Origin of the sequence: Brevibacterium sp. UCMA 11752 (genome assembly GCF_021532235.1) — a bacterium.
GTDB classification, from domain to species: Bacteria; Actinomycetota; Actinomycetes; order Actinomycetales; family Brevibacteriaceae; genus Brevibacterium; species Brevibacterium antiquum.
The window spans coordinates 2,652,947-2,665,499 of sequence record NZ_JACBOS010000003.1; the positions used below are offsets into that span (position 1 = coordinate 2,652,947).

General features: G+C 62.1%; 12 protein-coding genes and 4 tRNA genes. 13 read left to right on the top strand and 3 right to left on the bottom strand.

Going from position 1 to position 12,553, the window contains the following annotated elements; all coding sequences use genetic code 11:
* Positions 1 to 52 precede the first annotated feature (52 nt).
* On the bottom strand, positions 53 to 868 hold the full coding sequence (locus tag HU144_RS11750; RefSeq protein ID WP_235351486.1) for a DUF4870 domain-containing protein: 816 nt from the start codon (positions 866 to 868) through the stop codon (positions 53 to 55).
* A gap of 155 nt (positions 869 to 1,023) precedes the next feature.
* On the bottom strand, positions 1,024 to 1,887 hold the full coding sequence (locus HU144_RS11755; RefSeq protein ID WP_198396326.1) for a DUF3097 domain-containing protein: 864 nt from the start codon (positions 1,885 to 1,887) through the stop codon (positions 1,024 to 1,026).
* A 141-nt stretch (positions 1,888 to 2,028) separates the two neighbouring features.
* Between HU144_RS11755 and hrcA the strand changes: the two genes are divergently transcribed.
* The 8 genes from hrcA (at position 2,029) to zapE (ending at position 9,997) form a co-directional block, all read left to right on the top strand.
* Positions 2,029 to 3,099: a heat-inducible transcriptional repressor HrcA gene (hrcA, locus tag HU144_RS11760; RefSeq protein WP_235351487.1), complete on the top strand. Its 1,071-nt coding sequence runs from the start codon at positions 2,029 to 2,031 to the stop codon at positions 3,097 to 3,099.
* 121 nt (positions 3,100 to 3,220) lie between these two features.
* Positions 3,221 to 4,336 carry a molecular chaperone DnaJ gene (gene dnaJ, locus HU144_RS11765; RefSeq protein ID WP_235351488.1) on the top strand — a complete coding sequence of 372 codons (1,116 nt, stop codon included), beginning with the start codon at positions 3,221 to 3,223 and terminating at the stop codon, positions 4,334 to 4,336.
* A complete protein-coding gene (locus HU144_RS11770) occupies positions 4,333 to 5,115 on the top strand; it encodes a 16S rRNA (uracil(1498)-N(3))-methyltransferase (RefSeq protein ID WP_235351489.1) in 783 nt (260 codons plus the stop codon). Before dnaJ ends, HU144_RS11770 begins: the two co-directional genes overlap by 4 nt.
* Positions 5,116 to 5,263: 148 nt before the next feature.
* Positions 5,264 to 6,196: a PhoH family protein gene (locus tag HU144_RS11775; RefSeq protein ID WP_442862653.1), complete on the top strand. Its 933-nt coding sequence runs from the start codon at positions 5,264 to 5,266 to the stop codon at positions 6,194 to 6,196.
* Positions 6,193 to 6,681, top strand: coding sequence for an rRNA maturation RNase YbeY (gene ybeY / locus HU144_RS11780; RefSeq protein WP_235351490.1), 489 nt, complete (start codon positions 6,193 to 6,195; stop codon positions 6,679 to 6,681). Before HU144_RS11775 ends, ybeY begins: the two co-directional genes overlap by 4 nt.
* Positions 6,682 to 6,684: 3 nt before the next feature.
* Positions 6,685 to 7,938: a hemolysin family protein gene (locus tag HU144_RS11785; protein WP_235351491.1), complete on the top strand. Its 1,254-nt coding sequence runs from the start codon at positions 6,685 to 6,687 to the stop codon at positions 7,936 to 7,938.
* Between the two features lies 1 nt (position 7,939).
* The gene (gene era, locus HU144_RS11790) at positions 7,940 to 8,875 is read left to right on the top strand and encodes a GTPase Era (RefSeq protein WP_198396319.1); all 936 of its coding nucleotides are present in this window, start codon (positions 7,940 to 7,942) and stop codon (positions 8,873 to 8,875) included.
* Between the two features lie 111 nt (positions 8,876 to 8,986).
* A complete protein-coding gene (zapE, locus tag HU144_RS11795) occupies positions 8,987 to 9,997 on the top strand; it encodes a cell division protein ZapE (protein WP_235351492.1) in 1,011 nt (336 codons plus the stop codon).
* Positions 9,998 to 10,048: 51 nt separating this feature from the next.
* On the opposite strand, the gene HU144_RS11800 is transcribed toward zapE, so the two are convergent.
* Positions 10,049 to 10,525, bottom strand: coding sequence for a TIGR02611 family protein (locus tag HU144_RS11800; protein WP_235351493.1), 477 nt, complete (start codon positions 10,523 to 10,525; stop codon positions 10,049 to 10,051).
* A 136-nt stretch (positions 10,526 to 10,661) separates the two neighbouring features.
* Here HU144_RS11800 and HU144_RS11805 point away from each other — a divergent pair.
* The 5 genes from HU144_RS11805 (at position 10,662) to HU144_RS19210 (ending at position 12,546) form a co-directional block, all read left to right on the top strand.
* Positions 10,662 to 10,734: transfer RNA gene (locus tag HU144_RS11805), tRNA-Gly, on the top strand.
* A 26-nt stretch (positions 10,735 to 10,760) separates the two neighbouring features.
* Positions 10,761 to 10,831: transfer RNA gene (locus HU144_RS11810), tRNA-Cys, on the top strand.
* A 34-nt stretch (positions 10,832 to 10,865) separates the two neighbouring features.
* A tRNA-Val gene (locus HU144_RS11815) sits at positions 10,866 to 10,937 on the top strand.
* 36 nt (positions 10,938 to 10,973) lie between these two features.
* Positions 10,974 to 11,045 (top strand) — tRNA-Val (locus tag HU144_RS11820).
* A gap of 184 nt (positions 11,046 to 11,229) precedes the next feature.
* Positions 11,230 to 12,546, top strand: a complete 1,317-nt coding sequence (locus HU144_RS19210; protein ID WP_268825879.1) for a DUF4352 domain-containing protein — start codon at positions 11,230 to 11,232, stop codon at positions 12,544 to 12,546.
* Positions 12,547 to 12,553: the final 7 nt, after the last annotated feature.

Genomic DNA, 12,553 nt, shown 5'->3' on the forward strand with positions numbered 1-12,553 from the left:
GCTGAGAGCTGCTCAGTTCATGTGACTTGTGTGATGACCTGAGGTGCTCAGATCACTTCACGAAGTCGAAGACGAGCGGGAACTTGTAGCCCTGTCCCTTGCTCCCGGCCACAGCGGCGATGATGTAGAGCACCGTGTAGACGAGCGGGACGAGGAATGCCAGGAAATAGACGAAGAACCCGAGACCGAAGGTGATGATAGCGAGGACGAAGGCGATGACCATGAACACCATGACGGCCGCGAACGTGGCGATGCAGTTCGTGATCATGGCATTGAGGCCCTGACGGGAATGTTCGCGCACGTATGGCGATTCGTCCTTCTTCACGAGGAACATGATGAGAGGGAGGAACCATACGAAGATCGATCCGATGTGCGTCCACAGCACAGTGGTCCTCTCGTTCTCGCTGGCCTGCCAGAACATCTCGGAGCCGGGACCGTAGGCATTCTCTGGAATCATCCGCGAGTCGAACAGAGCCGGATTTCCGACCGGTTGTGCCGGTCCGTAGCTGTGTGCCTGCTGGCCATAGGACTGCTGAGCATACTGCTGCTGGCCCTGGCCGTACTGCTGCTGTTGCCCGTACTGCTGCTGACCATCATAGTCCTGCTGTGATCCGTAGCCGGGCTGCTGCTGCGAGCCATAACCCGGCTGCTGGGAACCGTAGCTCGGCTGCTGTGAACCAAAGCCCGGCTGGGCTGGCTGGCTCTGCTGGGAACCGTAGTTCTGCTGAGTGGGGTTCGGCTGCTGGGAACCGTAGCTTTGGTTCTGCTGGCTGTAGGGCTGCTGGGGGCCAGAGGCCTGAGAATAGTTCGGCGGCATTGGACGCGACTGGTCAGGGCCGTTGTTCGGCTGCTGGGGGTTATACGACATGCGGGTCCTTTCAGAGCTTCTGGACAATCACACTATCGGAAATGCCCTGGCGCCGAATTGGGGAAAGCCCGAATCCTGTACCAGATCGATCACAATCGACCACCGCCACAGTCGACCAAAGCCCCAGCCGATCGCGGCCACAGCCGGTCGAGGTATCAGCCGACGGTGACGAAGTCGATGAGCTCTTCGACTCGGCCAGAGAGCGTGGGCTCGACATCGGCTATGGTACTGACCTTGCCCAGGATGCGCACCCAGCCCCGTGCCACATCCCTGTGGTCGGCGTGCGGCCAACCAATACGTCTGAGGATTCCCGTCTTCCAATCCTCACCACGGGGGACCACCGGCCATTCCCTGATGCCGACGACATGAGGTTTAACCGCCTGCCAGATGTCGACATAGGGATGACCGATGATGTGGACGACGTCGCGGTAGCGGGGATCGGCACGCACCGCCTCGGCGATCTTGGATTCCTTGGTGCCGGACACGAGGTGGTCGGCGAGGACTCCGACGCGGTGATCCTTGTCAGGACCGAACGCCGCGAGCTTGTCGGCGACATCGTCGAGTCCACCCAGCGGTTCGACGACGACTCCCTCGATGCGCAGATCGTCGCCCCAGATCTTCTCGACGAGCTCGGCATCGTGTTTGCCTTCGACCCAGATGCGGGAACCGCGAGCCACCCGGGCACGAGCATTGCCGACCGCACGTGAGCCCGAAGCCGTGCGACCGGGAGCCGACTTCTTCTTGGCTGGCAGTTTGATGTCGACGGGTTTGCCCTCAAGCAGGAAGCCGGGACCCAGGGGGAATGCGCGGACCTTGCCTGCACGGTCCTCAAGATTGACGACGATTCCGGCGGTGGTCTTCTCAGCGCCGACGACGGCGCCGACGTATCCGCTCATCGCGTCTTCGAGGACCATTCCGAGACCCAGCTCAACAGGTGTGGACTTCTTGGGCCGGTGCGAGGAAGGTGAGGAACCAGCCAGCACATCGGGCCCGTAGCGATCAAAGGTATTCACGGTCAACCACCCTAATCAAGGACGTGATGCGATGGGTGCAGACCCGCTGGGGCAGGCCCGAAAGTGAATTCGGAATGCAAGAGGCGTAGAATTGGCACTCACAGCAGATGAGTGCCAAATGCGGTGCCGAGCGAAGGAAGGGGACGAATGAACGACAGCAGGCGAGCACAGGTTCTGCGAGCAATCGTCGAAGACTTCGTCGCCACCAATGAACCCGTCGGGTCGAAGGCCATCGTTCAGCGCCACACGCTCGGTGTCTCTCCGGCCACGATCCGCAATGACATGGCCCACCTGGAGCAGGAGGGCTACATTGCGCAGCCTCATACCTCCGCCGGTCGAATTCCGACGGATCTCGGATATCGGATGTTCGTTGATCGCATCGACGACTTCAAACCGCTCACACACGCTGAGCGGCGTGCGATCTTCCAGCTCATCGATGGCAACGGTGACCTCGACGACATGCTCGACCGCACGGTGCGGGTCCTCTCGGGTCTGACCCACCAAGTGGCGCTGATCCAGTACCCGACCGTCTCACGTGCCACGATCAAGCACATCGAGGTAGTGGGCCTGGGCACCAACCGCATCCTCGTCGTCCTCATCACCGATGCAGGGCAGGTCGAGCAGAAGATCGTGATCACGCCGGGCGTCGTTGACGATGAGTCGCTGCGCGGAATCCGCGATGAGGTCAACGCCGAATTCTCCGGCCAGAAGCTGTCGCGAGTCGTGAGCACGGCCACACCTCGTGCTTCGGTTCAGAACGATGACGGCACCCAGGCAGAACCTGTCGTGGGAGCCGGCGCTGTCGGAACGGACGTAGCCGCAGCACTGGCACAGGTCCGCTCCGCCGTCACTGATCTCGTCATTGCCACGCGTGAAGAGCGCATCATCATGGCAGGCACAGCAAACCTGGCTCGCTCCGGCAGGGAGTTCGGTGAGAAGATGGCACCGATCCTCGAAGCTTTCGAAGAGCAGGTCGTACTGCTCAAGCTGCTGACGTCGATGGCTGAGGACCGAGAGGAGATCAGCGTTCGGATCGGTCGTGAGAATACTCACGAGTCGTTCAGCTCGACATCCCTCGTGGCCGCCGAATATGGTCATGACGCGGGGTCCACCGCGCGATTGGCAGTGCTCGGGCCGACCCGGATGGACTATCCTACGACGATCACAGCTGTCCGGGCCGTGGCGAAATACGTCTCCTCTGTCCTCGACCAGGGTTAGATGCACCGACACCAGAGCACACAACACAGCGCGAACAAGCAGAACAGCGCGACCAAGCACCACACTGCGAACAGGCACGATAACGCGAACAACGCACACCACCAGGGAGAGAGAAGTTTCTGTGGCCGATCACTATGAAACACTCGGAGTGTCCAAAGACGCTTCGGCGGCTGAAATCAAATCGTCGTACCGAAAGCTGGCCCGGAAGTATCACCCCGATGTGAACCCCGGACACGAGGACGAATTCAAAGCCATTTCCCTCGCCTACGATGTCCTCTCCGATTCGGAGAAGCGCCGGAACTACGACATGGGCGGCGGCGAGAACGGACAGGGCTTCCCAGCCGGAGGCGGCTTCGGCGGCTTCGGCGACATCTTTGAGACCTTCTTCGGCGGGGGAGCCGGCTCGGCCGGCGGTCCGATGCCGCGCACACAGCGCGGCAAGGACGCACTCGTCGGAGTCAACATCGATCTCGAGACCGCCGCGTTCGGCGGCAACATCGACCTCGATGTCACCACTGCCGTCGTCTGCGACACATGTTCAGGTGCCGGAACCCAGCAGGGCACATCCGTTGAGACGTGCTCCCTGTGCCACGGTGCCGGCAGCGTTCAGCGCATGACCCGAACGCTCCTGGGCCAGATGGTGACGAACCAGACGTGCAACTCCTGCCACGGCTTCGGCACCGTCATCCCCAACCCCTGCCTCAACTGCCAGGGTGACGGTCGCGTTCGCAAGCAGCGGACCATGAAGATCCGCATCCCCGCCGGAGTCTCCGACGGAACCCGCATCCAGCTCTCATCGCAGGGCGAAGTGGGACCCGGCGGCGGTCCTGCCGGTGACCTCTTCGTCGAGGTCATGGTCGCCCGCCACGAAGTCTTCCAGCGCGACGGTGACAACCTGCGCGCCTCCGTCTCCGTGCCGATGACCGCAGCCGCTCTGGGCGCTTCGATCCCCTTCGACACCTTCGACGGCTCGCAGGAACTCTCGATCGAAGCCGGCATCCAATCGGGCACTGTCATCAAGCTTCCAGGACTCGGCGCCACCCGGCTGCGTTCGGAGACCCGAGGCGATCTGCTCGTCACGGTCGACGTGTTGACGCCGGACAAGCTTGACGATGAGCAGAGGGAACTGCTGTCACAGCTGGCGACTCTGCGCGAGGAAGAGACCCCACGCGCTCAGATCACCACCCAGAACCGCGGCATGTTCTCCCGCATGCGCGAGAAGTTCGCCGGTCGGTGAGTCTTCCCGTCTTCTACTCGACCCAGGTCGCCGAGGCGGCCCCCGGTCAGGTGCTCACCTTCGGTGAGGACGTGGCCGGGCATGCGGTCCGAGTCCGCAGACTCGGGCCCGGGGACGAGCTCGAAGTCGTCGACGGATCCGGCACCCGCGTACGCGGAACGGTCTCGGCCGCCTCGGCGAACGAACTCGGACTGCACGTCGCCTCGGTGACTCACACCGACGAGGACCAGCCACGGTTGGTCCTCGTGCAGGCTCTGGCCAAGGGCGACCGCGATCTGCAGGCGATCGAATCCGCCACAGAGATCGGAGTCGACGAGGTGGTCCCCTGGGCCGCCGAGCGCTCGATCGCCGACTGGCCCGCGAAGAAGCGCGACAAGCTCGCAGCCAAGTGGGACAACGTTCTGCGGGCGGCATCCCTGCAGGCCAGACGCTCCCGCTTCCCTCTGCGCCACGAACTTGCCCGCGGCACCGGCCTGGCATCGATTCTGACCGAGACCGACACCGTCTACGTCCTCCACGAAGCCGCCGAGCAGAAACTGTCGCAGGCTCTGAGAGATTCCGGACCAGCGAATACCTCAGCCGTCGAAGAAGCCTCGGGCGCAGACTCTGGACGCATCGTCCTCGTCGTCGGTCCTGAAGGCGGGATCAGCGACGCTGAGCTCGATGCACTCGCAGCCATCGGTGCGAAAGCTGTTCTCCTGGGACCCACGGTCCTGCGGTCGTCGTCGGCCGGAGCGGCCGGACTCGTCATGGCTCAGAATTCATTGGGCCGTTGGTGACGAAGGCGACTACGATGGAAGCACACAATTGCAGTACTCCCACAAGTACAAATAGTCACGAAGGATCATTCTGGACACCTCCACTCAGCCCACGAACTCTGTGAACAACACACCTGCCGAAGAAGCTGCATCGGACACAGTGCGTCTCGTGATTCCCGACTCCATCGATCTGGTCGAGTTCTTCGGGCCGGGGGAGTCGAACCTGCGGAAGCTCGAGCGAGTATTCCCCGACCTTGACCTGCACGTGCGCGCCAACCAGGTTCAGGCCAGCGGTGAACCGACGCGCGTGGCAGCTTTCGTCTCCGTGATCGGGGAGCTCAAAAAGCTGCACGGTTCCGGCCACCGCATCAACGAGGAGACGATCGACCGGGTGGCGTCGTTCTCCTCGGAGGGCAAGGCCGCCTCGGCGGTGATGGGAACGAACATCCTGTCTACCCGCGGAAAGTCCATCCGTCCCAAGACGATGGGCCAGCACGACTACGTCAATGCGATCCGCAACCACACGATCACCTTCGGCATCGGCCCAGCAGGTACGGGCAAGACATACCTGGCGATGGCCATGGCCATCAACGCCCTGCAGCACAAAGAAGTCTCACGCATCATCCTCACCCGCCCAGCGGTTGAGGCGGGGGAGAGCCTGGGCTACCTGCCGGGAACGCTGAACGAGAAGATCGACCCCTACGTGCGGCCCCTCTACGATGCCCTGCACGACATGGTTGATCCCGAGTCGATTCCGCTGCTCATCGAAACGGGGACCATCGAGGTCGCACCGTTGGCATACATGCGCGGCCGCACCCTCAACGATGCGTTCATCATCCTCGATGAAGCGCAGAACACGACCGGCGAGCAGATGAAGATGTTCCTCACCCGGCTGGGCTTCGGCGCGAGGATGGTCGTCACCGGTGACGTCTCCCAGATCGACCTGCCGGGCAAGACCCGCAGCGGACTCAACCTTGTCCAGGACATTCTGACCGGAATCGACGACATGGAATTCTGCCACCTCGGCAGCAAGGATGTCGTCCGCCATCAGCTGGTGACGAAGATCGTCGACGCCTATGACCTGTGGGGAAGCACCGAGTGAATACCGAGATCTCAAACGAGACAGACGAAGCTATCGACCTCGACGAGGTCGTGGCTCTGACCGAATACTTGGGTCAGGCTCTGCACATGCACGCCGGCGCGGAACTCGCAGTCACGATGGTCGATGCGAAGGCGATGGAGGAACTCCACATCTCCTGGATGGACCTCGACGGTCCCACCGATGTGATGTCGTTCCCGATGGACCAGCTCACACAGGGACAGGCCGGAGCTCCCACCGAGGGCCAGATGGGCGACATCATCATCTGCCCCGAGGTGGCCGCCGCCCAGGCCTCGTCCTCGGGACATTCGACCATGGACGAGGTGCTCCTGCTGACCGTCCACGGGTTCCTGCACCTGCTCGGATACGACCACGGCGAGCCTGAGGAGAAGGAGGAGATGTTCGCCCTGCAGCGGCATCTGCTGCTCACCTTCTTCGCCGCCCGCTACGATGGTCGCACCGACATCCCTTCCCCCACCGAGGTCTGAGCCGTGCTCTGGCTGTTCCTCGGTGCCGCACTGTGTCTGGTCGTTTCGGCGACTCTGTCTGCTGTCGATGCCGCTCTGCTCAGCGTGTCCCATCAGGCGATCCAGGATGCGAAGGACGAAGGCAAGAAGGCCGCGTTTCGGGCTGAGAAGATCCTTATCGATCTGCCCACCAACATCAACGTCATCATCTTCGTCCGAAACTTCATGGAGGCATTGGCCACGGTCTTCATTGCTCTGGCCTATAACTCGATCTACTCCGTGGGACCGCTCATGGTCGTGCTCACAGTGCTCACCGCCTCGATCGCTGTCTTCGTCGTCGCCGGCGTGTCCCCACGGACCATCGGTCGACGCCGTTCTCTGGCCGTCTGCCTCAACCTCAGCTGGGTTGTGGGCGCAGCACTGGTCGTGCTCAAGCCGCTGACGAAGATCCTCGTCCTCCTCGGCAACCTGCTGACGCCGGACCGCGTGTACAAGGATGGCCCGTTCGTCACCTCCGACCAGCTGCGCGACCTCGTGGAGCGTGCCAGCGAGTCCGACATCATCGAAGACGGCGAACGGGAGATGATCCAATCCGTCTTCAACCTCTCGGACACCTCGGCGAATGAGGTCATGGTTCCGCGCACCGACCTCGTGACGGTCAACTCCGGCACACCGCTGACTAAGGTCATGAACCTCTTCCTCCGCTCGGGATTCTCACGGATCCCCGTCAGCGGAGAGGACCTCGACGACATACGCGGCGTTGCCTACCTCAAGGATGTCGCCAGACGACTCCACCTCCACCCGGAGGACGCAGAGCGATCGGTCGACATTCTGGCACGGGGAGTTCTGTTCGTCCCCGAGACCAAACCTGCCGATGAACTGCTGGAGCAGATGCAGCTCGATTCGACGCATCTGGCGATCCTCGTCGATGAATACGGCGGCACCGCCGGACTCGTCACCATCGAAGACATCGTGGAGGAGATCGTCGGCGAGATCGAAGACGAATACGACACCAGTGATGATGAACTCGTCGAGGTCGACGACGGCTCATTCGTCATCAGCACCCGCATGTCGATCTCCGACTTCGCCGACTACTTCGATGTGAAGATCGACGAGGACGACGTCAACAGCGTCGGCGGTCTGCTCACGAAGCTCATCGGCCGCGTTCCCATCGACGGCTCGAAGGCAGCGATCGAAGGTCTCAACATCGAAGCGATGGAGGGTCAGGGCCGCCGCCACCGCATCACCCACGTCAGGGTCACGAAGGAAGAGAACTGAAATGGAATTTCGTACGGATTACCCCGAGAACTACCGGGCCGGCTTCGCCTGCTTCGTGGGCCGACCGAACACCGGTAAGTCAACGCTGACGAACGCGCTGGTGGGGGAGAAGGTGGCGATCACCTCGGCGAAGCCCCAGACCACCCGGCACACGATCCGCGGCATCGTCCACAAAGACGATCACCAGCTGATCCTCGTCGACACCCCGGGTCTCCACAAGCCGCGGACCCTGCTGGGCAGCCGCCTCAACGATCTTGTGGCTTCGACACTGAGCGAAGTCGACGTCATCGGCTTCTGTCTGCCCGCTGACGAACCGATCGGACCCGGGGACAAATACATCGCGTCCCAGCTCGAGCTCCTCGACGGCCGCACCCCGATCGTGGCTCTGGTGACGAAGACCGACAAGGTCTCCCAGGAGAAGGTCGCCGAGGCTCTGCTGGCCGTGGGTGCCCTCGCCGACTTCGCCGACGTGGTTCCGGTCTCGGCTGTCGACGGGTTCCAGATCGACACGGTCGATTCCGTTCTGACCGGTCACCTGCCGGTCTCACCGCCGCTCTACCCCGAAGGTGAGCTGACGGATGAGCCGGAGGAGATGATGATCGCCGAGCTCGTCCGTGAGGCCGCGCTCGAAGGCGTCCGCGACGAGCTTCCGCACTCGCTGGCCGCTCAGGTCGAGGAGATGTACCCCCGCGAGGGACGCAGCGAAGACAACCCGCTGTGGAACGTCCACGTCAACCTCTACGTCGAACGCTCCAGCCAGAAGGCGATCATCATCGGCAAGGGCGGCAGCCGACTCAAGGCGATCGGAAGCGAATCCAGGCGCGGAATCGAAGCACTGCTCGGGACCAAGGTGTACCTCGACCTGCATGTGAAGATCGCCAAGGACTGGCAGAGAGACCCGAAGCAGCTGGGGCGCTTGGGCTTCGACTTCAGCTGAGACGACCTCTGCTGAAACGACCTCAGCGGGAGTGCTCGCACGCAGGCTGAGAGCACTCTCACGTCAGAGGCAGTTGATCGACCACGCGTGGCCTGCAATAGACTAGGCCGAGTGAATGCCGAGCAGACTCTGGTCGCACTGAGCGACCGTTCCCCCCAAGTTGCACCCGACGAACTGATTGCGGGCCTCGTCCCGCCACCGCAGTTCCACGACGTGTCCTTCGCCAGCTACCGCACCGATGACTCGGAGCCCTCGCAGGCCCAGGCACGCAACAAACTGGAGGAGTTCGTGGCATCGTCGACCTCCAAGGGCTTTCTGGGCAAGCTGTTCTCCAAGGGCAAGGACGGACCGAAGGGCGTCTACCTCGACGGCGGCTACGGCGTGGGCAAGACACACCTGTTGGCTTCGGCCTGGCATGCGAATGAGAAGCCTGCGACCTTCGGCACCTTCGTCGAATACACGAACCTCGTCGGCGCGCTCGGATTCATCCGTGCCCGTGACGATCTCTCACAGATGAAGCTCGTCTGCGTCGACGAGTTCGAACTCGACGATCCCGGCGACACGGTGCTCATGTCACGCCTCATGCGCGAACTCACTGACGCCGGCGTGAAGATCATCGCCACCTCGAACACTCTGCCCGGATCCTTGGGGGAGGGCCGCTTCGCCGCGCAGGACTTCATCCGTGAGATCCAGGCGCTGGCCGACCAATTCGACATCTACCGCATCGAAGGCAGGGACTACCGTCACCGTGGGCTGAGCGAGCCGGCCGAACCGGTTCCTGCCGAGAACCTCGATGCCGCGGCCTCCGAGTTGGCCGGCACAGTCGCCCGCGACGACTTCCCGACACTTCTGCGCCATCTCTCCACCGTTCATCCTTCCAAGTACGGTCGCATGGTCGATGGGCTGGACGCGGCCGTGTGGGAAGACGTGACGACGATCGACAACGAGGGTGTCGCGCTGCGCTTCGTTGCCCTCGTCGACAGGCTCTATGACCGCAACGTCAAGATCATCAACTCGGGACAGGCGTTGAACAAGGTCTTCACCGAAGAGGCATTGGCCGGAGGGTACCGGAAGAAGTACATGCGCTGCCTTTCGCGCCTGACAGCGCTCTCCTCGCAGTAACAGGCGTGGCTCTACTGACAGCAGCAGGCCCTGTGGGCAGGCGCGTCAGCGCTACTGCAGCTCGAGGTATTTGAGGACCTCGAGTTCGGGCACCCAGTCGGGGAGTCCGATGATCCTGAACGCGGCCCAGACGATGACGGCAACGAATACCGCTGTGACCGCAGCGAGCGTCCAGCGCACCCAGACCGGCTGCGCCATGACCCAGTGCGTCCATTTCTCCACATTGAGGCGAACGAAGCGCAGAATCCGCTGCGCCCAACGGAACTCGCTGGAGATGACGAACAGTCCGATGATGACGATGAGCCACCCCGGGCCCGGAAAAGGCACGAGCACCAGACCGATGAGCACGATGAGGCTGCCCACTCCGCCGACGATGGTCCGATAGAGCCGTGCCGTGTGCGGGTTGGCCATGACGGTTCTGCGCCAGCGCAGGAAGCTCAGACGCGTTTTGCGCCAGGGGCGCACGCCTTGTTTGTGATGGCGTGACAGCCACCCTGTGGGGCGCTTGTCCTGGGGATCGTCGTTCACTCTTCCAATATAAGTCGATGAGTCTGAAAGCCCGATTTGTGTGTGTGACCACGATCACTCGGATCTGATTTTGCATGGACCGCCACCTGCGTATAGAGTTGTATCTCGTTGCCAGGGAAACCGGGCAGCGAGAAATGCGGATGTGGCTCAGCTGGTAGAGCATCACCTTGCCAAGGTGAGGGTCGCGGGTTCGAATCCCGTCATCCGCTCGAAGGCGTCATGGCACTGCCTTGATGGTGGCGTGGCCGAGAGGCGAGGCAGCGGCCTGCAAAGCCGTATACACGGGTTCGAATCCCGTCGCCACCTCGGATTCGTCCAACAGTTCGCTGTTGGTGAGTCGGCGCGATTGGCGCAGCGGTAGCGCGCTTCCTTCACACGGAAGAGGTCACTGGTTCGATCCCAGTATCGCGCACAGGGACCTTGTGTTCCGGTGCAACAAATGAATAAGGCGCGATTGGCGCAGCGGTAGCGCGCTTCCCTGACACGGAAGAGGTCACTGGTTCGATCCCAGTATCGCGCACAGAAGAAGCCCCGAGTGACTCGCTCGGGGCTTCGTGCATTCATCATCCGCGTATTCAGCGCGATGAGCTCGACCCCGATGTGTCGGGCGTGTGTCAGGACTGCCACGTGAATGCCATGGGGAAAGCGACACATTAACTAGTACGCTAGTGACGGTAACCATCGACGAAGACCTCGGAGCACTCATGTCTACTCCTCAGAACCCGTACGAACCGAACAACGGTTCTAGAAATCAGAACCCGAACGGTCAGGGCCCCGACAACCAGCCGCCCAGCGCTCCTGGTTATTCGGGTGATCAGAACAACGGCCAGCAGCCACCGCAGTACGGTTCGCAGCCACCGCAGTACGGTTCGCAGAACGATCCGAATCAGCAGCCCCAGTACGGCTCGCAAACTCAATACGGGTCGCAGCCGCAGTACGGCCAGCCGAACGACACGGGTGCTCCAGGCTACGATCAGAACCAGGGCGGCTACGACCCCAACAGTCAGGGCTATGACCCCAATGCGCAGGGTTACAACCAGGATCCCTATAACCAGGATCCCTACAGCCAGAACCAGGGCGGCTATGGTCAGGGCTACGACCCCAACGCGCAGGGCTACGACGCGAACCAGTACGGCCAGCAGCCCGCTTACGCCGGTGCTGACGGTTCGTCGGACCAGTTCATCCCCGCTAACCCCAATGGGAGCTACGGTTCGTATTCGGCCGGTCCGGGCAGCAATAAATCGAAGAACATCTGGGGAATCCTCGCGTTGGTCGGTGGCATTGCCGGCATCGTCCTGTCCATCTTCTTCGGCATCGGATTCATCTTCGGCGTTGCCGGCGTGATCTTCGCCTTCGTAGGTCTCTCCGCGATCAAGAAGGGGTTGGCCAACAACAAGGGCATGACCATCACCGGCATGATCCTCAGCTTCATCGCCATCCTGTTCTCGATCATCTCGGTCATCGTCACCTTGATCTTCGGCGGCATGTTCCTCACCGCTGTAGGCGAAGCCGCCGACGAGCAGTCCTCATCCGCAGCTCCGGTTCAGAATCCCTCTGAGCCTGCCCAGGACCCCAGCCAGGGTGCAGGCTCGTCTGACGGCAGTGAAGCGGCGGCTCCTCCTGTCGAGAGCGGAGGGGTTGAGATCGGCACCGATGTGACGGCAGCGGTCGCCGTGAAATCGGGTACTGCGTCCGAAAATGCTGCTGGCGCCGAAAGCAGCAACGGCGAGATCGCAATCGTGACCGTGACCGCAAAGAACAGTGGAAGCTCCGACGTTGATCTTTCGCTTGCGCAGTTCACCGCCGACAATGGTGCGGGCAAGGAATATAAGGATGTGTTCGACGCCTCCAAATTCAAGGGCGGCTTCCCTTTCTCCGGGCCGATCCCGGCTGGAGGAGAAGAGACCGTCGAACTGGCATTCGCAGTTCCGTCGGCCGAGGTCGACAAGGTCCACCTGAAGCTCTCCATGAGCGAAGACCTGGGCAAGGGCAAGGACTTCGAGTTCAGCAAGGCCGCGTGATACGGCT